The sequence below is a fragment of the Streptomyces sp. NBC_00989 genome, from assembly GCF_045162655.1.
Lineage (GTDB): Bacteria > Actinomycetota > Actinomycetes > Streptomycetales > Streptomycetaceae > Streptomyces.
On record NZ_CP108728.1, the window covers coordinates 10,024,358 to 10,047,912 of the forward strand.

Annotated in this window: 18 protein-coding genes; 6 read left to right on the plus strand and 12 right to left on the minus strand. The window is 71.7% G+C overall.

Features of this window, described 5'->3' with window-relative positions:
* The first annotated feature begins 207 nt into the window (after positions 1-207).
* Positions 208-1,821 (plus strand): glycoside hydrolase family 27 protein, encoded by a 1,614-nt coding sequence (locus OG714_RS45055; RefSeq protein WP_406129878.1) that lies wholly within the window; start codon positions 208-210, stop codon positions 1,819-1,821.
* A 33-nt stretch (positions 1,822-1,854) separates the two neighbouring features.
* A complete protein-coding gene (locus OG714_RS45060; protein WP_406129880.1) occupies positions 1,855-3,315 on the plus strand; it encodes a glycoside hydrolase family 76 protein in 1,461 nt (486 codons plus the stop codon).
* A 7-nt stretch (positions 3,316-3,322) separates the two neighbouring features.
* Here OG714_RS45060 and OG714_RS45065 read toward each other — a convergent pair whose 3' ends face one another.
* Positions 3,323-4,222, minus strand: a complete 900-nt coding sequence (locus tag OG714_RS45065) for an amidohydrolase (protein WP_406129882.1) — start codon at positions 4,220-4,222, stop codon at positions 3,323-3,325.
* Complete coding sequence (locus OG714_RS45070) at positions 4,219-5,775, minus strand: aromatic amino acid lyase (RefSeq protein WP_406129884.1); 1,557 nt, start codon at positions 5,773-5,775, stop codon at positions 4,219-4,221. Before OG714_RS45070 ends, OG714_RS45065 begins: the two co-directional genes overlap by 4 nt.
* Positions 5,776-5,998: 223 nt before the next feature.
* On the opposite strand from OG714_RS45070, the gene OG714_RS45075 reads away from it, so the two are divergent.
* Entirely contained in the window at positions 5,999-7,480 is a 1,482-nt protein-coding gene (locus tag OG714_RS45075; RefSeq protein WP_406132163.1) for an MFS transporter, read from the plus strand.
* Between the two features lie 35 nt (positions 7,481-7,515).
* Here the strand turns inward: OG714_RS45075 and OG714_RS45080 are convergent, their stop codons facing one another.
* From OG714_RS45080 to OG714_RS45100, 5 genes are all read right to left on the minus strand, one after another.
* Entirely contained in the window at positions 7,516-9,192 is a 1,677-nt protein-coding gene (locus OG714_RS45080) for a SpoIIE family protein phosphatase (protein ID WP_406132165.1), read from the minus strand.
* 163 nt (positions 9,193-9,355) lie between these two features.
* Entirely contained in the window at positions 9,356-10,036 is a 681-nt protein-coding gene (locus OG714_RS45085) for a class I SAM-dependent DNA methyltransferase (RefSeq protein WP_406129886.1), read from the minus strand.
* Positions 10,037-10,230: 194 nt separating this feature from the next.
* On the minus strand, positions 10,231-12,423 hold the full coding sequence (locus OG714_RS45090) for a hypothetical protein (protein WP_406129887.1): 2,193 nt from the start codon (positions 12,421-12,423) through the stop codon (positions 10,231-10,233).
* A 90-nt stretch (positions 12,424-12,513) separates the two neighbouring features.
* Positions 12,514-13,191: an HAD family hydrolase gene (locus OG714_RS45095; protein ID WP_406129889.1), complete on the minus strand. Its 678-nt coding sequence runs from the start codon at positions 13,189-13,191 to the stop codon at positions 12,514-12,516.
* A 19-nt stretch (positions 13,192-13,210) separates the two neighbouring features.
* On the minus strand, positions 13,211-13,687 hold the full coding sequence (locus tag OG714_RS45100) for an Lrp/AsnC family transcriptional regulator (RefSeq protein ID WP_406129891.1): 477 nt from the start codon (positions 13,685-13,687) through the stop codon (positions 13,211-13,213).
* 190 nt (positions 13,688-13,877) lie between these two features.
* On the opposite strand from OG714_RS45100, the gene OG714_RS45105 reads away from it, so the two are divergent.
* Complete coding sequence (locus OG714_RS45105) at positions 13,878-15,371, plus strand: FUSC family protein (RefSeq protein ID WP_406129893.1); 1,494 nt, start codon at positions 13,878-13,880, stop codon at positions 15,369-15,371.
* A 118-nt stretch (positions 15,372-15,489) separates the two neighbouring features.
* Positions 15,490-16,527, plus strand: a complete 1,038-nt coding sequence (locus OG714_RS45110; protein WP_406129895.1) for a lactonase family protein — start codon at positions 15,490-15,492, stop codon at positions 16,525-16,527.
* Positions 16,528-16,618: 91 nt separating this feature from the next.
* On the opposite strand, the gene OG714_RS45115 is transcribed toward OG714_RS45110, so the two are convergent.
* The 4 genes from OG714_RS45115 to OG714_RS45130 form a co-directional block, all read right to left on the minus strand.
* Positions 16,619-17,542: a sirohydrochlorin chelatase gene (locus OG714_RS45115; RefSeq protein WP_406129897.1), complete on the minus strand. Its 924-nt coding sequence runs from the start codon at positions 17,540-17,542 to the stop codon at positions 16,619-16,621.
* 95 nt (positions 17,543-17,637) lie between these two features.
* Positions 17,638-18,627 carry an N-acetylglucosamine kinase gene (locus OG714_RS45120; RefSeq protein WP_406129899.1) on the minus strand — a complete coding sequence of 330 codons (990 nt, stop codon included), beginning with the start codon at positions 18,625-18,627 and terminating at the stop codon, positions 17,638-17,640.
* Positions 18,624-19,301, minus strand: a complete 678-nt coding sequence (locus OG714_RS45125; RefSeq protein ID WP_026178657.1) for a uracil-DNA glycosylase — start codon at positions 19,299-19,301, stop codon at positions 18,624-18,626. Before OG714_RS45125 ends, OG714_RS45120 begins: the two co-directional genes overlap by 4 nt.
* Before the next feature lie 118 nt (positions 19,302-19,419).
* Positions 19,420-20,571, minus strand: coding sequence for a WD40/YVTN/BNR-like repeat-containing protein (locus OG714_RS45130; RefSeq protein WP_406129900.1), 1,152 nt, complete (start codon positions 20,569-20,571; stop codon positions 19,420-19,422).
* Between the two features lie 215 nt (positions 20,572-20,786).
* Between OG714_RS45130 and OG714_RS45135 the strand changes: the two genes are divergently transcribed.
* Positions 20,787-21,371, plus strand: a complete 585-nt coding sequence (locus OG714_RS45135; RefSeq protein ID WP_406129902.1) for a hypothetical protein — start codon at positions 20,787-20,789, stop codon at positions 21,369-21,371.
* An 88-nt stretch (positions 21,372-21,459) separates the two neighbouring features.
* Here OG714_RS45135 and OG714_RS45140 read toward each other — a convergent pair whose 3' ends face one another.
* Entirely contained in the window at positions 21,460-23,511 is a 2,052-nt protein-coding gene (locus OG714_RS45140) for a HEAT repeat domain-containing protein (protein ID WP_406129904.1), read from the minus strand.
* Positions 23,512-23,555 lie beyond the last annotated feature (44 nt).

Sequence of the window (23,555 nt, forward strand, 5' to 3'; positions counted from 1 at the left end):
GACGCGGGCAACAGGGCCTTCGGGTGATGGAAACGTTGTCATCGACTCAGGAGGTCGTCAACGCATCTGACAGCACGGGCAGTTCACCCCCGGGGCATTCTGGTCCGGACCATTGACGATGTAGCTCCGCTGATGGAACCTTCACGATGGTTACGTTTCCACATGTGAGTTCGTCCGGCCCCACACGGCGAAGCAGGAGACCTCGACATGACTGTCCCGTCACCCTTCAAGAGACGTCTGAGCGTCGCCCTCACGATGGTGCTGCTGCTGGCCCTCGTCCCGGCCCTGCTGGTGCTGCGCGCCGCGCCGCCCGCGCTGGCCCTCGACAACGGCCTCGCCAGGACGCCCCCGATGGGCTGGAACGACTGGAACGCCTTCGGCTGCAACGTGACCGAGCAACTCGTCGAGCAGACCGCCGACTACCTCGTCTCCTCCGGGCTGAAGGACGCCGGGTACCAGTACGTCAACATCGACGACTGCTGGATGACCTCGGCCCGCAACTCCGCGGGCCAACTCGTCCCCGATCCGGTCAAGTTCCCGAACGGCATCAGCGGAACCGCCGCCTACGTGCACGGCAAGGGCCTCAAGCTCGGCATCTACGAGAGCGCCGGCACCGCCACCTGCGCCGGCTACCCCGGCAGCCTCGGCCATGAGCAGACGGACGCCAACAGCTTCGCCGCGTGGGGCGTCGACTACCTCAAGTACGACAACTGCAACCATCAGAACGTGCCCGACCAGCAGCGCTACACCGCGATGCGCGACGCGCTGGCCAACACCGGCCGTCCGATCGTCTACAGCCTCTGCAACTGGGGCCTCGCCGACGTGTGGACCTGGGGCGCTGGCGTCGGCAACAGCTGGCGCACCACCGACGACATCAACGTCAACTTCTCGACGGTGGTGTCCATTTACAAGGCCAACGTCAAACTCGCCGCGTACGCCAAGCCGGGTGCCTGGAACGACCCCGACATGCTGGAGGTCGGCAACGGCATGTCGTTCACCGAGGACCGCTCCCACTTCAGCCTCTGGTCGGAGATGGCCGCACCGCTGATCGCCGGCACCGACCTGCGCAAGGCCACCGCCGCCACGCTCTCCCTCTACGGCAACAAGGACGTCATCGCCGTGGACCAGGACTCCCTGGGCAAGCAGGGCACCGAGATCTCCAACTCGGGTGGCCTGCACGTCCTTTCCAAGCCCCTCGCCAACGGCGACGTCTCGGTGGTCCTCTTCAACGAGAACTCCGCCGCCGCCACCATCACCACCTCCGCGACGGCGGCCGGCCTCCCCTCGGCGTCCTCGTACAAGCTCAACAACCTCTGGTCGCACGTGATTAGCAGCACCAGCGGCAGCATCTCGGCGAGCGTCCCCGGCCACGGCTCGGTCATGTACCGGGTTTCCGCCGGCAGCGGCACCAGCGTCGGCACCACCCACCCGCTGATCGGCGCCTCCTCCAACCGCTGCCTCGACGCCTACAACGGCGAGACCACCCCCGGCACCAAGACAGAGATCTGGGACTGCGGCGGCGGCACCAACCAGGCCGTGACCATCACCGCCGCCGGTGAACTCCGGCTCTACGGCGGCACCCAGTGCCTGGACGCCTACAACAACCAGACCGGCAACGGCACCAAGGTGCAGCTCTACACCTGCAACGGCGGCGCCAACCAGAAGTGGAGCCTCAACCCCAACGGCACGATCACCGGTACCCAGTCGGGCCTCTGCCTCGATGTCACCGGCGGCGACCAGCCCGCCGGCAACGTCAACGGCATCGCGCTGGAACTCTGGAGCTGCAACGGCGGCGCCAACCAGCAGTGGCGCCTGGGCTGACCGCTCGTATCCCCCCACACCCATGGAGCCGGCATGAACTCAACAGCCAGACGTATCAGGAGAGTCGGGACCGGTCTGATCGCCGCCCTGGCCCTGTTCATGCCGGTGTCCACCGGCGTCGCGACCGCCGCCGCGCAGGCGTCGATCTGCAACAAGTACTGCGACGCCCGCGACCCGGCCCTCTCCCCGGGTGACCGTCAGCCGGTGAGCGCGAGCATCTACTCCCGCGGCATCGCCCTGCACTTCGACGACACCGACGCGATGGGCTGGGCCTCCATCGCCAACGGCAGCCCCGGCGACGAGGTCTGGCTCGACCGCTCCTTCGACGGCGGCCGCACCTGGACCTCCGGCAGCAAACTCGGCGACACCACCATCCCCGCGGGGCAAGGCGGTTGGCGCACTCTGATGTACAACGTCGACGACTGGAACGCCCTCGGCGTCGGCGCCCTGCGCGCCTGCGGCAAGGCGGGCGACCGGGCCGAGATCGCCTGTACGGCGTGGGCCCGCACGACGTGGAACGCGGGCAGCCGCCCAACTGCCGCCGCCACCGCGCTGATGCAGTCGTACAACCTCGGCACCGGCCTCTTCGACACCACCGGCTGGTGGAACTCCGCCAACGCCCTGACCGCCCTCATCGACAACGTCCGCGTCACCGGAATGGGCAGCTACAAGTACGCCATCGCCACCACCTACGACCGCAACCTCTCCGCGCAGGGCGGCAACTTCACCAACGACTACATCGACGACACGGGCTGGTGGGGGCTGGCCTGGGTCGACGCCTACGACCTCACCGGAGACAGCCGCTACCTCAACACCGCCCGCGCGGACGCCGACTACATGGCGCGGTACTGGGACAACACCTGTGGCGGCGGGGTGTGGTGGAGCACCGCCAAGACCTACAAGAACGCCATCGCCAACTCCCTCTACCTGGAGCTGAACGCCGCCCTGCACAACCGCGTCGCGGGCGACACGACGTATCTCGGCCGGGCCAACGCCGAGTGGTCGTGGTTCAAGGGCACCGGCATGATCAACGGCTCCCATCTGGTCAACGACGGCATCAACCTGGCGACTTGTGGCAACAACGGCGACACGACGTGGTCGTACAACCAAGGCGTGCTGCTCGGCGGTCTGTCGGAGCTGTACCGGGCGACCGGCGACTCCGGGTTGCTCACCACGGGACGCCAGATCGGTGACGCCTCGACCACGTCGACGGCCCTCAACTCCGGTGGGATCCTGCGGGAACCGTGCGAGACGAGCGGCTGCGGTGGGGACGGGCCGTCCTTCAAGGGCGCGTACGTCCGGGGTCTGAGTGCCTTCAACTCCCGCCTGTCCGACCGCCCTTACACCGCCTACATCAAACGCCAGGCCGACGCGGCGTACGCGAACGACCGCAACTCCCTCGACGCGTACGGGCTGCACTGGGCCGGACCGCTGGACTCCACCGACGCGGCCCGGCAGCAGAGCGCGCTCGACCTGATGAACGCGGCGAACTGACGCACCGTCACCCCTCCCCGGTGAGGAGTCGTCTCGGATTGGCGATGCGAAAGGCGTAGGCCGCCGCCCCGCCCAACCCGTATCCCGGGTGGCGGGGCGGCTCCGCGTAGGGCCGGTCCGAGCCCTGGACCACGGCGTCCACGCCCAGCGCGCGCACGATCGCGTCGACGGCGGTCGGGCCGTAGGACGACGTCTCGACGAACACGCCCGGGTCGCCCTCCTGTTGCTGTCCGCCCCGGGCCGCCAGCCGCTCGCCGTGGAGTGGGGCGAGTCCGGCCAGCAGGGCGAAGCACACGCGGAGGCGTGGATGGCGGGGGCGGCCGAAGGCGCGGAAGGCGTACCAACTGGCGTGCATCTGCTGGACGTACGGGACCATCGCGGGCCACCAGGCGGGGTCCGCCGAGGAGCCCACCGCGGGTCCCGGGTGGACGAAGAGCGGGAGGTCGCGTTCTTCGAGCAGGTCGAGGAGCGGGGCACAGCGGTCGTAACCCGCCGCGTCGGCAAGGGAGTTGGCGGGGAGCTGGAGCCCGGCGAAGCCCCGGGCGAGGTCCTTGGCGGTCGCGTCCGCGTCGATGTCCCGGACACAGGCCGCTGCCCACGCCCCGAACGGCTCGGGCAGCGCCGCCGCGCCGTCGTGATAGGCGTCGAGCAGAGGCCGTGCCTCGGCCTCGGGCAACCACTCCACGCCGATCGGGGCGGACAGCGAGACGAGCACCCGGTCGAGACCGTCGGCGGCGGCGGCTTCCGCGCGCCGGGCGATGTCATGGTCGGCGGGCGCTATCTCGAAGGGCGGCTCACCGTCCAGGAACAGCGTCCAGCCGTCCAGGAACGGCGGTTCGCGGCGGGCGCGCAGAGCCGTCACCAGCGAAGGGGTCCACAGATGCTGGTGTACGTCGACGTTGGTCATGTCGCTTCTCCCGCCAAGGCGTTCAGTGTGCTGCGGACGTCGTCGGACCCCAGGATGTCGCGGCTCACCGTCTCCACGTCCACCCCGTGCGGCCGGTCGTCGTTCAGGGTGGGCACGACCTTCCGGATCGCGCGGTGCAGGAACCCCGGCCCCCGGCCCAGCGCGGCCGGCGTCGCCAGATCCACCGCCTGCGCGGCCACCACGGCCTCCACGGCGAGCAGTTGGCGCAGCCGCGTGAGCATCGTCGTCAACCGCCGCGCGCCGAGCGCCGCGTTGGTCGAGTCGTCCTCCACGGAGTCCGCGCCCTGCCGGGGATCGACGCACACCGGCACGGACAGCATCCGTATCTCGGCGACGAGCGCCTGCGCCGTCTTCACCAGCGGCGCGAACCCCGAACGCTCCGGACCGTACGGCGAGAGGTTCGCGGGAAGCCCGCTGACGGCAGGGTCGAGCAGCCGTCGCATCCGCTCGGCGGAGACGGCTGCGGTTTGGGTCAGGGCGAGCGCGAGGGTGTCGAGGGCGAGGGCCAGGGCGGGGGTGTGGAAGTTCCCGGACGAGATGATCTCGCTTGTGCTGCCCGGCACTTCCGGGTTGTCGTCGGCGCCCGTCAGCACCACCGGATTGTCCCCGCACCCGTTCAACTCCGGCGCCAGCGCCGCATCGGCGAACTCCAGCGCCGCATATCCCGCGCCATGTACCTGCGCGGCGCAGCGCAGGCTGACCGGGTCCTGGACCCGGCGGGCGTTGCGAGGGTCGGTCAACTCGCCGCCCGCCAGCAGGGCGAGCAACTCGCCGGCCGCGCGGGACTGTCCGGGCGCGGGGCGCAGCGCCAGCACCCGGGCGTCGAGCGGGCTCGTGTTGGCGCGGAAGCCCTCGTAGGTCAGTGCCGTGACCGCCTGTGCCAGGGCGAGCAGCGCGCCCGCCTCGTGCAGGGCCAGGGCGCCGACGCCGGCCGCCAACGGGCTTGCGCTGCACAGGACATGGCCGTCCTTCGGGCCCAGTCGGGCGGGGGTGAGACCGGCTCGGCGCAGGGCCGTGGCGCCGTCCAGCAGCTCGCCGTTCCACTCCGCGCCGCCCTCGCCGATGACGACCAGACCGACATGCGCCATCTGGCACAGGTCGGACGCGCCGATCGACCCCACCTCGGGGATCACCGGGTGCACCCGGGCGTTGAGCAGGTCGACGAGCAGCCGTACGATTTCCGGCCGCACTCCGCTGCCGCCGCCCGCGAGGCCGTTGAGCCGGGCGAGGAGGGCCGCCCGTACGACGGGGACCGGCAGCGGATCGCCGACCGCGTTCGCCCGGCCGCGGACCGTGCGGACGCTGAGCGCGCCGAGTTCCGCGCGGGGGAGGGCGTAGGAGGAGCGGGCGCCCAGGCCGGTCGTCAGGCCGTACGTCGGGATCTGGCGGTCGACCACGTCGTCCACGACCGCCCGCTCGCGTGCCAGACGCGGCAACACCCCGTCCGCCAGGGCGACTTGGGCACCATGGCGGGCGACGGCGACGACATCGCCGTGGGACAGCGTCCGTCCGTCTGCGACGACCCCGGTCACCAATGGTTTCTCCCCATGTCCTGTCATGTGTGAACCTAGCGCCTGGGCCTGTGATGATCGAGTGGTGGGGAGCAGGGGGCGGGCGTACCGTCGAACGGTGAGCATGTAGTGGACGGAGTCGTTCACTGATCTCCCGTGAGTGCGAACCACCATGAGCAGCAGCCCTCAGCAAGCCTCCGCAGCCCAGACCACCACCCGGGAAGCCGGCGGTGGCGGAAGCACCATGGCGCTGCTGGTCATCGCGTCCTGCCAACTCATGGTGGTACTCGACATAACGATTGTGAACATCGCGCTCCCGCACATCCAGAGCTCGCTGGGGTTCTCCACGACCAGCCTCGCCTGGGTCGTCAACGCGTACACCCTCACCTTCGGCGGGCTGCTGCTGCTCGGTGGCCGGGCCGGGGACATCCTCGGGCGGCGGCGGGTGTTCGTGTTCGGCGTGCTGCTCTTCGTACTCGCCTCCCTGTTGGGCGGGTTGTCGCAGAACTCCGGTCAACTCCTCGCCGCACGCGCCCTCCAGGGCGTCGGCGGTGCCATCGCCTCGCCGACCTCGCTCGCCCTGATCAGCACGACGTTCCGCGAAGGCCCGGAACGCAACCGGGCGTTCGGGGTCTTCGCCGGTGTCTCGGCCGGCGGCGGCGCGATCGGACTGCTGATGGGCGGGATCCTCGTCGAGTGGCTGAACTGGCGGTGGGTGCTCTTCGTCAACGTCCCGATCGGACTGCTCATCGTCCTCGCCACCCCGCGCTGGATCAAGGAGTCCGAACGTCACCCGGGCCGCTTCGACATCACCGGCGCGCTGACCTCCACCGTGGGCATGGTGTTGCTGGTCTACGGCTTCATCCGGGCCGCGCAGGAGGGCTGGAGCGACGGGCTCACCCTGGCCTCGTTCGGCGCGGCCGTGGTCGTCCTCGCCCTGTTCGTGCTGGTCGAGCGGCGCTCCCGGCAGCCGATCACCCCGCTGCACATGTTCCGCGACCGCAACCGGGCCGGGACGTACGGCATCATGCTCTGCCTCGCCGCCGCGATCTTCGGGATGTTCTTCTTCCTCACGCTCTTCGTGCAGGACGTGCTGGGCTTCAGCCCGCTCGCGGCCGGCTTCGCCTTCCTGCCGGTCAGCGCCGTCATCGCGGTCGGCGCGGGCCTGGCCTCACGGTTCCTGCCGACCTACGGCCCCAAGCCGTTCATGGTGGTGGGCGCGATCCTCGCGGCGGGGGGCCTGTCCTGGCTGACGCTGACGGACGTCCATTCCACCTACCTGGGCAGTGTGCTCGGCCCGATGCTGGTGTTCAGCATGGGCATGGGCATGGAGTTCGTCTCGCTGACCCTGATGGCGCTCTCCGACGTGCCCGTCCAGGAGACCGGCGCGGCCTCCGGACTCCTCAACGTCACGCAGCAGGTGGGCGGTTCGCTCGGACTGTCCATCCTGGTCACGATGTTCGGCACGGCCAGCCGCAACGAGGCGAAGGACCAGATCCCCGCGTTCCTCGCCCAGGCGACCCCGGCCGAACGCCTCCGCTTCCAGCGCACTGGCCAACTCCCGGGCACCTGGGGCGATCAGGTCCTCACCGCGGGGGCCTCGGCCGCGTTCGTTACGGCCGCGATCTTCACGGTCGTCGCCGCGCTGATCGCCGTCGTCGTGATCCAGGTCCGCCCGTCCGACCTCGAACGCCTCAAGGGCGGTACGGGAGTTGGACCGGTCTGAGCGTCAACGTCCGTGAAATCACTGTCCCTTTGAAATCACTGGCCCTTGGGGATCTGCTGCTCGAACCACACGACCTTGCCCGTGCTCAGCCGCGTCGCCCCCCAGCGCTGGGCGAGCCGGTCGACCAGGAACAGGCCCCGGCCGCCCTCGTCTCCCGGCGCGGCCTGTCGCATTCGGGGCACCTGGGGCGAGTCGTCGGTCACCTCGCAGCGCAGCACGTCGGTGCGCAGCAGCCGTAGCGAGATGGGGCGGGAGGCGTACCGCACGGCGTTCGTGACGACCTCGCTGACCAGGAGCTCCGTGGTGTCGAGCAGGGCGTCCAGGCCCCAGCGGCGCAGCACCCTGCGGGTCAGCCGGCGGGCCTGGCCCGCGGTGAGCGGATGGGGGTCGAGGTGCCAGTAGCCGACGCTGTCCGGCGGGAAGCCCTCGAAGCGGGCGGTGAGCAGGGCGATGTCGTCGTCGCGGGGGCCCGGCGCCAGTGCGGTGAGGATGCGGTCGCACAGCCGCTCCAGCGAGGAGAGGCGGTGTCGGTGCGGGGTCGACTGGAGGTGGGTGCGCAGGGACTCGACGCCGGTCCCCACGTCCGTGTCGCGGGACTCGACCAGGCCGTCGGTGTACAGGACCAGGGTCGTGCCGGTGGGCGCGGGCATCTCCACGGACTCGAAGACGACCCCGCCGACGCCGATGGGCGCGCCCGGCGGGACCTGAAGGACCTCGGCATGGCCGTTCGGGCGCAGCAGCACGGCGGGCGGATGGCCGGCGTTGGCCATGAGCAGGCGGTGCGAGATCGGGTCGTAGATCGCGTACAGGCAGGTCGCGATGTGGTCGCTGCCGAGCCGCTGGGCCTGTTCGTCGAGGTGGTGGAGGACCTCGTGCGGGGGCAGGTCGAGGCCGGCGAGGGTCTGCACGATGGTGCGCAGCTGGCCCATGATCGCGGCGGAGGTCATGGAGTGGCCCATGACGTCGCCGACGATCAGCGCGACCCGGCTGCCGGGCAGCGGGATCGCGTCGTACCAGTCGCCGCCGACCTGCGCGGTCTTCGAGGCGGGCAGATAGCGGCTGGCCAGCTGGATGCCGGTCGGCTCGGGCAGCGAGGACGGGAGCATGGTGTGCTGGAGCGTGTCCGCGACGGAGGCCTCGTGGCCGTACATCACCGCCTTCTGGACGCCGATCGCGGTGTGGGTGGCGAGCTGGGAGGCGACGAGCAGGTCGTCGGTCGTGAACGCGGAGCGGTCGGGGCGGCGCAGCAGGACGACGGTGCCCATGACGTGGTGGCGGCCGTGCAGCGGGGCGATGATCAGTCGGCGGCCCGGCGGAAGGGTGCCGTGCGCGCTCGCCGCGGGGCCGAGCAGTTCGGCCACCGCGGGGTGGATGCCCGGGGCGTCGCCGAAGGCGGGCCGACCGGCCAGGAGCAGCTTCGCGAGCCGGCCGGCGAACGCAGGCTGCACCCGCTCGGCCACGCTCGCGTACTCGGCGTGCGGCATCAGCAGCGCGGACCTGGCCTCCGGCGCCCGGTCGATGCTGTGCAGGCGCAGGACGACGGGCGCGGCCGACTTCTCGTCCCCGACGGGCAGCGGATCGTGCAGGTGGATCACGATCGCGTCGGCGAAGGCGGGCACCGCCGCCCACCGCAGCTCCCGCAGCGTCTCGTCCAGGTCCATCCCGCGGGCGATCCGCCGGGTGGCCACGTCGAGGTACTGGAGCCGGTCCATCTGCTGCACGGGCGTCCGGCCGAGCGGTACCACGGGCGCAGGGCCGCTCGACGAACCGCCTCGCCGGGCGGTTCCGGCGGGGCCTTCGCGGGGGCTGGGTTGCTCCGTCACACATCCGTCCCGTCACTGGTGCGGCAGCGGCCGCAGTGTCGGTCCTACGACCTCAGTCGCGCCGTCGGCAGCAGAGGAAGACCTGCTCCTCGGGCGGGACGTCGGCGGTCGCCGGTGCATAGGTGTAGGAGTTCTCCTTCACGATCTCGAAGCCGGCGGTGTCGAGGATCTTGTGCAGGTCTTCGAGGAGATAGCCGGAGACCCTGATCGTGTTGCCGAGGAAGGGGATCTCGAAGTCGTCCACATGGGCCTCCACCATCGACAGGGCGAGCAGACCGCCCGGAACCAACAGGTGGTGGATCGTGCGCAGGGCGAGCGGGATCTCCGCGCGCGGCAGCATCAGCAGGGAGAAGAACGCGGCGACGCCGTCGAAACGGCCCAGGTCACGGGATCCGCCCGGGCGCAGGTCGGCGAGGTCCAGCTGATGGAACGTGGCCGTGGGGACGTGCTCCCGGGCCAGCGCCACCATCCGGGCGGAGAAGTCCACGCCGACGACCTCGAGACCCGCGTCGGCCAGCTGCCGGGCGGTCGGCACACCCGTGCCGGAGCCGAGGTCCAGGACGCGGGCGCCCGGATCGAGGGACTCGATCAGCCAGTCACCGGCGCCGACCTGGCCCTCCTTGTGCGGGAAGGCCTCGTCGTACCGGTCCCCGATGGCATCGAAGGCCTCGGCCTGACCGGTGCGGTCGAGCCGAAGGCTGTCGTAGTCGGACCCGTCGTTCGTTCCACTCACTGAAGTGGCCTTTCGTCCGCGCATAGAGGATTGTCCCACAAGTCTGTGAAGTGAGGTTTCAGCGGAAAAAGAACGTGAGGGGCGCCCTGGGGCACCCCTCACGGAACGTCGAGGGCGAGGAAAGCGAACGGACTGGATTCAAGGAGTGTGAGAAGGAAGCCCGCTCATGGCCTCGCCGCGGCTGACGTTAGCAGTCAGGCGGGGATCAAGTCGCGCAGATTTTCGGAAGTCACGATCCGCGAGCCCGCGGGCAGCTCGTCCGGGCGGCGCAGACCGATGAAGGTGACCGGACCGTCCGGCACGGTCTCGCCGTCCCACAGCGTCACCGTGGTGCCCGCCCCGCTCATCAGACCGACGAGATGCCGGACCGTGAGCTGCTCACGCTCGACGATGCCGCGCAGCAGGTTGGCCACCGTCACCCGGTTCTCCTCCACCCGGTTCGCGGACGGGCTGCCCTTGAGGTACAGATGCAGCCACTTCGCCCGCCAGCTGCCGTCCTCGCCGCGCAGGAACACCAGCGGCAGCGCGACCCGGCCCGCACCGCGCAGCTCCGACTTCATCCGCACGGTACGCGGCTCGAACGGCCGCCCCTGCTGCTCGTCCTCGCGCAGCATGAACCCGAAGAACGACTCCTCGACCTCCTCGAAGCCCTCGCCCGCGAAGATGTTGACCTGCGGCACGACGAACGCCCCGCGCACGGCGCCCAGCCGCAGGTTGATGAACTCCGAGGCCCCGTCCGGCGCTTCGACGATGTCACCGGAGTGCTCGCCCTCGACCTCGGTGAGCGAGGTGTACGACAGCCACGTGTTCGTCGAGTAGTCGGCGTTGAGCATCAGCGCCGACAGGTCGAAGTCGGTGCGCCGCTCGGTCTCCTTCCAGTACACGAAGAACCGCAGCAACTCGCCCTCGACCGCCGACAAGGACCCACGCGGCAGCACGCCGAGCCCGGCCGCCGTCGCCTTCCCGCTCAACGGCAGTGCCACGTCCAGCACGTCCGGATCGATCAACAGCCGCTCAGGACAGGGCAGTCGACGCCGCGTCTCGTCGTCGAGCGCGGCAATCAGCCGCTCCCGCTCCACCGGTCCTACGACCGACCGCTCGTCGTCGGTCACCCAGGCCCGGCCGCGCCGGTTCACGAAGATCCGCAACTCCCCGGTATCCCGGGCCCGGTTGTGCAGATGCTCGCGCACCGACAGCACGACCCGGCCCGACACCTCCGGCGCGACCTGCTCGGCGGCGGCCACCACGGCGTCCCGCTCCTCCTGCGTGAGCGCCGTGCGCAGCAGCCGGTCCAGCGCGCGGAACAGCTTGCCGGGCGCGGACTTCAGCAGCCTCACCGCGCCCAACAGGTCGCTCTCCGCGAGGAGTTCCTCGACCCGGCCGTCGAACGAGGGCGCCTTCAGCTCTCCTCGGGCGACCGCGAACACCTCGCCGGCATGCGGCCACTGCGGGTACTCGTGCGGGTGCAGCCGCTCACCGAGCCGCTTCCACGCCTCGCGGTGCACGGCCACGTCGGCCAGCTTGGCGGGAGACGCGGCGATCACGGAGTCGAGCGCCGCGAGCAGTGCCCGCCGTACCGGACGGGACGGCGAACGGAAGCGGGTCGGCTCCACCAGCGTCACATCACCGTCCGACAGGGCGCAGGCCAGCCGCAGCACGTCGGTGACGGTGTCCAGCAGCAGCTCCGAACCCGCCTTCAGGCGGGCCTGGTTGACGAGCGCGCGGTTCTCCCGGACCGGGATCGCCTCGGGCTGCGGCCCGTCGACGCACCGCTCGGCCAGCGCCCGCAGATCGCCCTGGTGCTCCTCGCTCAGGGGTGTGGTGCTGCCGGCCAGCGCCAGGTAGAGGGCGGTAAGTTCGTCGGCCAGGTCACCGCCCGGGTGCAGCACCGTGAGCCGGTCGCCCGCCGCCGCGATCAACTCGTCCTGCGCGGCGAGCAGTTCGGCGTACGTGTGCTGGTACCTGCCGTAGGTCGGCAGGCTGAGCAGGTTCACCACGCCGGTCCGCACCTGCTTGAGCGTCGAGGCCGGGGTCTTCTCGTCGCGGAGCGCGTCGGCGATGCACGACATCCAGAAGTCCAGGGTGTCGGGCACGTTGGCCGGGAAGTCGATGAAATAGGCGTTGTGCTGGACGTGATCGCCGACCAGCTCGCGGACGGTCCGCAGGGTGCGCCCGGCGATGCGGACGACGGTCTCCTCGGGCAGCCCCGACAGCCGTTCCAGCAGGTCCGCGGAGAGCTTGAAGCCCACGGAGAGCAGCACGGCGTCGAACTGCCGTGCGGCGATGGCGCCTTCACCCACGGAACCGGTGGCTTCACCTGAGGGACCCGTGGGGAGGGGGACGCGGAACGTGTGCCGGATGACCAGCGGTTCGAGTCGGTCGATCATTCCGGCATGCTCCCAGAACCGAACAAGCGGGCGCATTCGGGTTTCTCGCGGCCCCGGCTCTCGCGGCCCCTGTGCTTGTGGTCCCGGGTGTCAGGTCAGCCAGTCGTACGCCCCCCGCGCGCTGAACTCCGCCTGCCCGCCCCGCAGCAGCAGCCCCGCCGTGGCGAACTCGGGGGCGTCGGCCTGCGCGGCCACGTACGGGATCGCGATGCAGCGCATCCCGGCCGCGTGTGCCGCCGCCGCGCCCGGAGCAGCGTCCTCCAGGACCACGCAGTCGGCCGGAGCCGCCCCGAGCCGACGCGCGGCCTCCAGGAAGACGTCCGGCGCGGGCTTGCCCCGCGCCACCTCGTCCGCCGAGACGACGGTCCGCAGCGACGCGTCGAGCCCGGTGCCCGCCAGGATCGCCTCGATGGCCTCCGGCGACGAGCCCGACGCCACCGCCATCGGCACCCCCTCGGCCGTCAGCAGCTCCACGAACTTCCGCATCTCCGGGTAGACGGGCGTGGCGGCCCGGGCCAGCGCCAGATAGCGGCGGTTCGTCTCCGCGAGCAGCTCCTCCACCGGTGCCTTCAGGCCGTAGCGCTCCTTCAGGAGGACGAGGGTCTCCTGGGTGCTGATGCCGACGTGGCGCTCGTGCTGCGCCCATGTGAAGTCCGGGACGCCGTGCTCGGCGAGGGTCTGCCGGGTGGCTTCGTAGTAGTTCGGCTCGCTGTCCACGAGGGTTCCGTCGAGATCGAAGATGACCGAGAGGCCGCCGAGGTTGCTCATGGGTTCAGGATGCCAAGGGTCAGGTGCCCGCCGCGCGGCCGATCGACTCCACCAGCGGCAGCAGGCGGTGCGGGACGCGCTCGCGCAACACCATCTCGGTGCGGGTGCGGACGACCCCCGGCAGGCTGATCAGCTGCTGGATCACGTCCTCCAGGTGGCCGTTGTCCCGCGCCACGACCCGGGTGAGCAGATCCCCGCCACCGGTGATCGAGAACGCCTCGACGATCTCCGGCACGCCGGCCAGCGCGTCCCCGACCTCGTCGAGATGCCCCTGCGTGACCTCGATGTGCACGAACGCGAGCACCGGGTGCCCGAGCGCGGCGGGGGAGAGGGAAGGGCCCGTACCGGTGATCACCCCGTCCCGCTCCAGCCGGTCGAGCCGCGCCTGGAGCGTGCCGCGCGCGACGCCGAGCAGGCGGGCGTACTCGCGCACGCTGGTACGGGGCTGCTCCAGGAGGAGTCTGAGGATGCGGGTGTCGAGTTCGTCCACGCTCATGACGTGGGACTGTACCAATGGCCCTGCGCATTGCCATCGGGCCAATGGCCCATCTGATCGCGTGCCACTTGAGCCACTCGCCCCGATGGTGCTCTCATGGGCATGTCGATGGCGCTGCGGACCTCCGCGGCGCCTTTTTCATGCCGGTGTCCGGCCGGTGTCCAGGGGTAGTCGCAGGGGGCGGGAAGCAGTGCTGAAAAGGGTGTTCGTGGCTCCGGACCCGGGGCGTGTGCGGCTGCGGTTCGCCGGTCGGGCCGTGCTCGGCATCGGTCTCGCGGTCGTCGTGTGCGGGCTGACCGGACAGTCCCTCGCGGGCGCCGTCACCGGCGGTCTCGCCGCGCTGCTCGCCCTGTTCACGGTGACGGACGCCACGGTGCGCGGGCAGGTCGTCACCACCGCGCTGCTGCCCTGCGTGGGCCTGCCGGTGCTCGCCGCCGCGGCCGAACTGCACGACCACCCCGTCGCCCGGGACCTCACCTTCCTCGCCGTGGTCGGCGCCGGCGTCTACGCCCGCCGCTGGGGACCGCGCGGCCACAGCCTCGGTGTCTTCGCGTTCATGACCTTCTTCGTGGCGCAGTTCCTGCACGCGACCACCGACCAACTGCCCAAGCTGTACGCCGCGGTTGTCCTCTCCGTGCTCACCGCGGCGACGGTCCGCTTCGGCTTCTGTTGCTACGAGCGGCGCCTGCCCCCGGCCGCCGTACCCGCCCCAACTGCCGGTCGTGGTCTGGCCCGTGTGACCACGAGGCAGGCGGTCCAGGCGACCGCCGGTGCCGGATTCGCGCTCGTGGTGGGCCAGTTGGTGTCCGGGCAGCGCTGGTACTGGGCCGTCGGCGCCACCTGGTGGATCTTCGTGAACACCGCCTCACGCGGCGAGACCGTGGTCCGCGGCTTCCGCCGCGTCCTCGGCACGGTCCTCGGCATCGCCCTGGGCCTGCTCGTCGCCGTCCCCGTCCACGGCGCCCCCGTCCCCACCGCGCTCCTGGTCGCCGCATGCGTCTTCGGCATCTTCTACTCGGCCGCCGTCTCCTACACCTGGATGATGCTCTCGGTGACCTTGATGGCCGAGCTGCTCTACGGCCTGCTCGGCGTGCTGAACCCCGGCCTGCTGGCACTGCGGTTCGCGGAGACCGGCGTCGGCGCGCTCGGTGCCGTACTGGCCGTCCTCCTCGTACTGCCGGTGACCACCCACACCACCACGGACGCCTGGATCCAACGCGCCCTGCGCTGCGTCCACGCCTGCACCGCCGAGGCCGCCGCCCGCCTCGCCGGTTCCGCGACGGCCGACCCCGCCGGACGGGTCGCCGAACTCGAGCAACTCCTGGGCCGGGTACGGCTGTCCGTCGCGCCCCTCGTGCATCCGCTGAACCCGATGCTCGGCCGCAAGCGCCGCGCCCGGCGGGTGCTCACCCTGCTCGACGACTGCGCCCGCGAGATCCGTGGCCTCGTCGCGGTGGCCGCCGACCCGGAGGCATCCCACGACGCCCGCCTCGCCGCCGCCTGCTGGCGCGTGGAGACCGCGGTCGAGGCGCTCACCGACGGCGACGCCTCGCGGCTCACGGCCACGTCGGCTCGGACACCTGTCGAGCCCGCACTGGCCCACCTCCACGGCCTGGAACGCGCCCTCGCCGAACTCGCTGAGCCGCTGCGCGCACGGTCCGGTTCACGGCTGGTCGGAGCGTGAGCCGGTACGGGAGCGAGACCGGTACGGCGGGGCGGAGAAAGCTCCGGGATTTGGTCTAGACCGGTCATGATCGGCTGCTACCGTCACCCCGGACGGCACTGACCGAGAGGGGACAGCGGTGGCAGACGGCGACAGGCGGGGCCGGAGGGCCTTCATCGGGTCGTTCACGGCGGCGGGCGGCCCGGGTGTCGTCACGGCGGCCGTGGACGCGGACAGCGGTGCGCTGACCGTCCTGAGCGGCGTCGACGGCGTTCCCGACCCCTCGTATCTCGCTCTGGCACCCGACGGGGACACGCTCTACGCCGTCAGCGAGACGGCCGAGGGCGCGGTGGCCGCGTACCGCGTCAACGGCGACAAGCTTGAGCCGCTCGGTCCACCGGTGCGCGTCGGCGGCGCGGGACCGACGTACCTGAGCCTGTTCGCGGGGCACGTCCTGACCGCCGACTACGGCTCCGGCAGCGTCACCGCCGTGCCGGTCCGCCCGGACGGCACGCTGGCGAGCCGCCCCTCCGGACAGCTCCGGCACACCGGCTCCGGCCCGCACGAACAGCGCCAGCAGGGTCCGCACGCCCACCAGATCCAGCCCGACCCGAGCGGCCGTTGGGCGGTCAGCGTCGACCTCGGCACCGACTCGGTGCGGGTGTGCGCGCTGGAGGACGGCCGCCCCGTACTGCACCGCGAGATCGCGCTCCGGCCCGGCTCGGGCCCCCGCCACCTGGCCTTCCACCCCGACGGCACCCGCGCCTACGTCCTCAACGAACTCACGCCGACCGTCACCGTCTGCCGTTGGGACGCCGAGAGCGGCGCACTGAAGCCGCTGACCGAGGTGTCGGTCCTGCCCGGCCCGCCGGACGGCGACGCCGCCTACCCCTCCGGCATCGTGACCTCGCCGGACGGCCGCTTCGTCTGGACGGCGACGCGCGGCGAGGACGTGCTGTCCGTGCTCGCCGTCGAGGGCGAGGGGCTGCGGCTGGTCGGCACGGTCCCCTGCGAGGGCCACTGGCCGCGCGCGCTCACCGAGGCCGGCGGCCACCTGTACGTGGCGAACGAGCGCTCCGGCGACGTGACTTGGTTCACCGTCGACCCCGCCACGGGCGTCCCGCGCCGCGGCGGCTCGATCAAGGTGACCGCCGCGTCCTGCGTGATCTTCGACTGACCCCGCTGTCGTCGCCACGGCATGCCGAAGGGCCCACTCCCGCGTGAGGAGGGGCCCTTTCGGCGCTACGGCGTTACGCGTGCGGGGTGGGTCAGCGAACCGGAGCGCCCTGCGGCTGCGGCGGGGCGATGCCCAGCGCCATCGTGTACTTGGCGAGCGCGAGCTTGCCGATCGCCGGATACGGACCGAGCGCCTCGGCGGCGGCGCAGCCCGCCTCGGCGGCGGCGCCCTGCAACAGGCCCGGGTCGATCTCGGGGCCGATCAGGTACGGCGCCAGCGCCAGCTGCTGCGAGCCCGAGGCACGCAGCTGCTCCGCGATCGCCGCGATCGAACCCTCCTGGTCCAGAGCCGCCGCCATCACCGGCACGGCGAGCCGCGCGGCGAGCAGCATGCCGGTGATCCCGGCCGCCTGCACGGCCTCCTCGCCGCCCACGGACGCGAGGATGATGCCGTCCGCGGCGGTCGCCACGGTGAACAGCCGGGCGCGGTCGGCACGGGCCAGACCCGCCTCGGACAGCCGCACGTGCAGCGCCTCGGCGAGCAACGGGTGCGGGCCGAGCACGTCGGTCAGGTCGGCCGCGACACGGCTGTCCATGACGGCCTGGCGGACCTGACGCAGCAGCGCACCGTCCGGACCGGCGAGCAGCGGCACGACGACGGCCACCGGCCCGTCGGGCTCCTTGACGTCGGCGCCGGCGGCCCTGGCCTGCTCGAAGCGGGCGGTGCGCTCCTCGGCGGCGTGCGCGAGCACGGACGTCAGGGTGGGGAACTCGGAGTCGTCCCCGTCGAGATAACCGATGCGGCCGTCGAGACCGGGCAGCTCGGAGCGTGCGATGCTCACGACCTCCTCGGCGAGGCTGCGCGTGGCGGCGCTGGGCGTGCCCGGCACGGCCAGAACCAGCGCGGGCGCGCCCTCGGGAGCCGCCAGCTGCTCGGGTCGGCGGTGCCGCCCGGGCTGGCGAGGTCGCGGCATTCGTACTGGCAGGCCGGACGCGGGCCCAGTGGGGGAGCTCATGGCGAGGCATGTTACTGGCTTCCTGGGCTCCCCTGTTCGGGGAGGGTGCAGGTGAGCGGTATCCGTCCTGTTTTGTCTGATGAGTTACGTACGGATCAGAAGTGGGCACCTTGTCCCTTTGTACTCACCACGGACAACATCGCGTCGTCACACGGCAGAACGAGCGCGCCCGCAGCGAGATCCCGCGCGATCCGCACGGCACCGTCCAGCGGATCACCCTCCGCCGGAACCGGCCTCGCGTGCGGCAGCCGCTTCGCCAACTCCTCGTGCAGCGGTACGAGGAGAGGGTCACCCAACTTGAACAGGCCACCGGTGAGCGCGACTTGAGGCTCGCCGGTGACCGGACAGACCGCGACGGCGGACTCGGCCATGTGCCGGGCCGCGGTACGCAGGATGCCGGCCGCCACCGGATCGACCGGCGCGCACTCGGCGACGCGGGGCGCGAAAGCCGCGAGTACGGCGGGCCGGTCCGACCGCGGATACAACTGCCCCGGCAAGCCCGCCATCGCCCCGAACTGCTCCTCGGCACAACTCAACAGAGCTCCGGAACCACCGTCCCGCCCGTCGTACGCCCGCAGCGCCGCCTCCAGCCCCGCCCGCCCGATCCAGGCACCGCCACCGCAGTCGCCGAGCAGATGCCCCCAGCCGTCCGCCCGCCGCCACCCGGTGAGATCGGTGCCGATCGCGATGAGCCCGGTCCCGGCGGCGACCACGGCACCGGGCCGAACCCCGAGAGCGCCCACGTATGCGGTGACGGCATCAGCGACGAGCGCGACCGTCCGCACCCCGAACTCCCGAGCCAGCGCCCCCGGCAACTCGGCCCGCAATCCGTCCCCGAGAGTGGCGAGCCCGGCGGCCCCGATCACCGCCGTACCCAACTCGCCCACCGAGGCCTTTTCGGCCAACGCCCGCACCATGGGCGCCAGTCGCTCCATGAAATGCCCGGCGTCGATACCGCGGGCACCGGTCCGGACGGGTTCCCCGGAGGAGAGCGGGCCGGATCTCCGGCCACCACCGACCTCACCCACGACGACACGGAGCCCGGAGCCTCCGGAGTCCACGGCCAGGAACCCCGGAACCGTCACGGCAGACGCCAGTCGACCGGTTGTCCCCCCTGCCGGACCAGCAGGTCGTTGGCGCGGCTGAAGGGGCGGGAGCCGAAGAAGCCGCGGTCGGCCGACATCGGGGACGGGTGCGAGGACTCCACCGACGGCAGGTCGCCGAGGAGGGGGCGGAGGTTGCGGGCGTCACGGCCCCACAGGATCGACACCAGCGGCTTGCCGCGTGCGGCCAGCGCCCGTATCGCCTGCTCGGTGACCTCTTCCCAGCCCTTGCCGCGATGGGCGGCCGGACTGCGCGGGGCCGTGGTGAGCGCCCTGTTGAGCAGCAGCACCCCCTGCTGGCTCCACGGGGTCAGATCGCCGTTGGACGGCTGGGGCAGCCCCAGGTCCGTGTTCAGCTCCCGGTAGATGTTCAGGAGGCTCGGCGGCAGCGGACGTACCTCGGGAGCCACCGAGAACGACAGCCCCACCGCGTGCCCCGGGGTCGGATACGGGTCCTGTCCGACGATCAGGACGCGGACGTCGTCGAAGGGCTGCTGGAAGGCTCGGAGGACATTCGGTCCGGCCGGTAGATAGGTGCGACCGGCGGCGATCTCCGCGCGCAGGAAGTCCCCCATCTCGGCGACGCGTCCGGCCACGGGTTCCAGGGCTTTCGCCCAGCCCGGTTCGACGATCTCATGCAACGGTCGTGGTGCCACGGGCGTCACCCTACTGCCGTACAGGGCCCGGCGATCAACCGGTGCTCGAAGCCCGACCGAGAACGACCGAACCGTGGACGCGCGTGAACGAAGCCTCGCCGCAACGGAGTTCGCGCCCTCACCCGACGACCGCCGCGCGCACGCACAGCACATCGGGGAGATGCGACGCCAACTGCCGCCAGCTGTCCCCGTCGTCGTCCGACGCGAACACCTCGCCGTTGCGATTCCCGAAGTACACGCCCGCCGGGTCCGCGCCGTCCGTGCACATCGCGTCGCGCAGCACCGTGCCGTAGTGGTCCTCGGACGGCAGACCCGCCGACAGCGGCTCCCAGCTCCGGCCCGCGTCCGCCGTACGGAAGACCCGGCACCGGTGCTCGGCCGGCACGCGGTCCGCGTCGGCGTTGATCGGGAACACGTAGGCCGTGTCGCCGCGATGGGGGTGGGCCACGGCCGCGAAGCCGAACGTGGACGGCAGGCCGTCGCCGATGTCCGTCCAGTGCGCGCCCGCGTCGTCGCTGCGGTACACACCCCAGTGGTTCTGGAGATACAGCCGGTCCGGGTTCGCCGCGTCCTGGGCGACCTTGTGCACGCACTGCCCGAACTCCGGGTTCGGATCCGGCAGGAACACCGCGGAGACACCGGAGTTGGACGGCTCCCAGCTCTCGCCGCCGTCGCCCGTACGGAACACCCCGGCCGTCGAGACGGCGACCGTGACGGCGCTCGGATCGCGCTCGTCGGTGAGGACGGTGTGCAGGCCCTCTCCGCCGCCGCCCGGCACCCACCGCGAGCGGGTGGGGTGCTCCCAGAGGGGGCGGACGAGCTCGAAGCTCTCGCCGCGGTCCTCGGAGCGGAACAGCGCGGCCGGCTCCGTGCCCGCGTACACCACGTCGGGTTCGGCCGCCGCCGGGTGCAGCTGCCACACCCGCTCCAGCGAAGCCCCCGTGTCCTTCGGGAACTTGACCGCCGGCTGCTTCGGCTCGGCCCAGGTGCGGCCCAGGTCGTCGGAGTGGAACACGGACGGCCCCCAGTGAGAGCTGTCACCACCGGCCAGCAGTCTCGGTGTGGGGCCGCGGGTGTCGACGGCGACCGAATACAGCGCCTGCGCGTTGAAGTACGGACTCTTGTCGAACTCCCAGGCGCCACCCCGCCTGCGCCCGATGAACAGGCCTTTTCGCGTGCCCACCGCGAGCAGAACCTCAGTCATGCCGATCACCTCCGCTGGGTTTTTGGCGACTTTGCCCCCATCACCGCCCAGTCTGCACCCCACCACTGACAGTCACCCCTGGAATCGGCATCACCGCAGGTCAGAGTGCAGATACCGACCGGTGGAGGCGGATCTGCGGGTGCCTCTCGCGAAGTGCCTGCCGAAGCCCGGACAGCCATGGGAACGTCGAGTCGGGGTATTCGTCGTGAGCATCGAGCTGACGTCTCCCGTATGGGAGGGCGGTTCGGCATGTCAGTGCGTTCATGAGGAGGATGCCTTCGATGGCGTTCCGAGGTCCGAAGGTGTGGCTGTGGCGGTGGCGGCGGAATCCGCTCAAGCGCCGTGCCGATGCGGTGGAGTCGTGGATCGTGCTCGGCGCCTGGCTGATCACCGTCCTGGCCGGTGTGCTCGCCGGTCTGACGGCGACGCGGTCCGTCGAACACGAGCTGGCCCAGGAACGCGTCGACTGGAAGCCCGTGGTGGCCCTGGTGACCCAGGACCCGCCCGGCCCCGCCCCGGCGAACTCCGGCAGAACCAGCGGCGAACCGGTCTGGGCGAAGGTCCGCTGGACGGCCGCGGACGGCTCCTCGCACACCGGCCAGATACGGGTACCCTCCGGCAGCGCCATAGGCACTCCGGTGACCGTCTGGACCGACCCGCAGGGTCACCTGGTCACCAAGCCCGCCACCGCCTCACAGGCCCAGCTGCGGGCCGTACTGATCGGCACCCTCCTGGGCGTGGGCGCGGCGGCCGTCCCCTTCGTCAGCGCCCGAGCCCTGCGCGGCCGTCTGGAACGCCGACGCATGGACCAGTGGGACGAGGAGTGGGCCCGCTTCGGCCCGCTGTGGGGCCGCAAGACGGGCTGAACGCCAGGCATGGCATCGAGCGCCCCTGACCTGCGGATCTCGCATGCCGGGGGCCTTCGTCGCGCCCGTTCCGCAGAGCCGGCCGACCTCATCCCGCGCTCACCTCCCGGCACACCGCCAGCAGCCGCTCGTCCTCCAGGACATCCTGGCCGCCGTACCCGCCCGACCGCGCCAAATGCCGTCGCGGAGCGGCGAGTTCGGCCTCCACCAGGTCGTGCAGCGGCGCCCCGGCAGCCCCCATGTCGACCAGACACGCGGCGACGACACCCCGCACACCCGGACGCTCGCCCCAGGCCGAACGCAGCACCGGCAGCACCCCGTCCACCTCCCCGGTGACCCGCCACAACGCGCCCGCGCCCACCGCCCGTTCCCACACGCACCCCGCCTCGACCATCCGCGCCAACCCGGGTACCGCATCCCGCGCGGACGACCCCAGCCGCGCCAGCACCTCCGCGGCAGCCCGGCGCCGATGCGCGTCCGCTCCGGCCAACTCCCGCACCAACACAGGCAGTACGGCCGAGGCATCCCCCTCCACCGACCACAGAGCACCCGCGGCGACACCGGCGCACTCGGACTCCAACAGACCCCGCAGGACCGGTACGACGCCCTCCGTACCTCCCCCGAACACATCGAGGGCCCGCACCGCCGACTCCACGATCCGGTGCCTCAGCCGCACCCCGTCCGCAACCCCGCGCACCAGCCTCAACACCTCCGGCACCGCCTCCCGATCGGCGAGCGCGGTCAGCGCCGCCAGCAGCGGCACGGCACGGTCGTACGTCTCGGGCGAGTCGAGAGGCATCTGGCCGAGCCGGTGCCGCAGCGCCGGGGCGAGCGGTGCGGCGGACCGGCCCAGGTGGACGATCACGCGTCCCAGGTCGTCGGGTACGACCGGCTGCGCGAGGACCTGGGCCAGCACCGGTGTCGCCCGTGGATCGCCGCTGCGGGCAAGGGACTTGAGGGCACCGCCCAGGGTCGGCGCCCGACGCTCCCAGCGGTGCACCCACAGGTCGGGGTGTGCGGTCACCAGCGCGTGGAGGTGGTCGGCGGCGGGCGCGGCCAGATGGAAGAGTTCGCCCAGGACCGACACCGCCGCGTCGCACAACCGGTCCGACACCGCCGCGCCCGCCAACGGACGGGCCCCAGCGCCGAGTTGCTCGCCGATCAGCGCGACGGGCACCGTGTAGTCGGCCCGCCACTCGCGGAACAACCCCGCCGCCATCCATACCGCGTTGCACCGGTCGGCCGGGTCCGTGCTGGTCAACTGCCCTTCCAGCAGGGCGATCCGGTCGCTCACCCGTCCGCCGAGCGCGGTGTGCAGCGTACGCAGCAGCAACGCGCCCTCCTCGTCCGAGGGCCGCAGTCGCCGTAACCGCCCGGCGAGCGAGTCCGGATCCGAGGTGCCTTCCTCGGGCGGCGTCGAACGGCCCGACCGGCGCTGCTCGGACCGCTCACCGAGCAGCTCGACGACGGTCGGGACCAGGTCGGCGGGGAGCAGATGGGGTGCGCAGCCCGCGAGTTGGCCGAGCGCGGCGAGCCGTAGACCGGGGTCGTACGGGGGAGTGCCGAGCGTCAGCAGGGTGTCCAGCGCGTCGCAGGCGTGGGCCGGGTGCCGGCGTACGAACAGGCCGAGGCCCTCGGTGAGGGCGAGCAGGACCCGGTCGTCCCGCTCCACCGTGATCCGCTGCCGCAACAGGCCCAGCACGCGCGCGGGTTGGTCGAGGAACCGGACGAGCGCTTCCGCCGCCGCGCGGCGCACGCCGGAGTCTCGGTCCCCGACGAGGGTGGCGAAGAGTTCTGCTCCCGCGCGGACGGCGGCTCCCGCCGGCCCGCATCCGTCACCCCCTTCCACAGCCGCCTCCGGCGCGTGTCCCTGTCCGATGCTGACCAGAAGTTCCACCAACTCGCCCCGGTCCGCGACCTCTTCGCAAGCGGCGAGTGCGAGCAGAAACGGAACGCAGGCGAGCGTCGAGTCGTACACGATCCCCTGGTGGTGCACCGCGCCGTACATCCCGTCGAGCGCGCCCGCCCGCTCGGCGGGGTCGGTGGAGGCCAGTCCCCGGAGGAGTCCGGGCACGTCCTCGGCACTGCCGTACGCGTGGCGCAGTGAGGCCCAGTCGACCTCGTCGATCCCCGTGAACACGTTGTCCTCCCCAGGCGCGGTGCCAGCTGATCGCGAGTCTGCAC

Excerpts from the sequence above, each read along its gene's own strand:
- OG714_RS45055 (WP_406129878.1), top strand. The coding sequence starts at position 208 with ATGACTGTCCCGTCACCCTTCAAGAGACGTCTGAGCGTCGCCCTCACG.
- OG714_RS45065 (WP_406129882.1), bottom strand. The coding sequence starts at position 4,222 with ATGACCAACGTCGACGTACACCAGCATCTGTGGACCCCTTCGCTGGTG.
- OG714_RS45080 (WP_406132165.1), bottom strand. The coding sequence starts at position 9,192 with ATGGACCGGCTCCAGTACCTCGACGTGGCCACCCGGCGGATCGCCCGC.
- OG714_RS45100 (WP_406129891.1), bottom strand. The coding sequence starts at position 13,687 with ATGAGCGTGGACGAACTCGACACCCGCATCCTCAGACTCCTCCTGGAG.
- OG714_RS45075 (WP_406132163.1), top strand. The coding sequence starts at position 5,999 with ATGGCGCTGCTGGTCATCGCGTCCTGCCAACTCATGGTGGTACTCGAC.
- OG714_RS45090 (WP_406129887.1), bottom strand. The coding sequence starts at position 12,423 with ATGATCGACCGACTCGAACCGCTGGTCATCCGGCACACGTTCCGCGTC.
- OG714_RS45115 (WP_406129897.1), bottom strand. The coding sequence starts at position 17,542 with ATGAGCTCCCCCACTGGGCCCGCGTCCGGCCTGCCAGTACGAATGCCG.
- OG714_RS45135 (WP_406129902.1), top strand. The coding sequence starts at position 20,787 with ATGGCGTTCCGAGGTCCGAAGGTGTGGCTGTGGCGGTGGCGGCGGAAT.
- OG714_RS45060 (WP_406129880.1), top strand. The coding sequence starts at position 1,855 with ATGAACTCAACAGCCAGACGTATCAGGAGAGTCGGGACCGGTCTGATC.
- OG714_RS45095 (WP_406129889.1), bottom strand. The coding sequence starts at position 13,191 with ATGAGCAACCTCGGCGGCCTCTCGGTCATCTTCGATCTCGACGGAACC.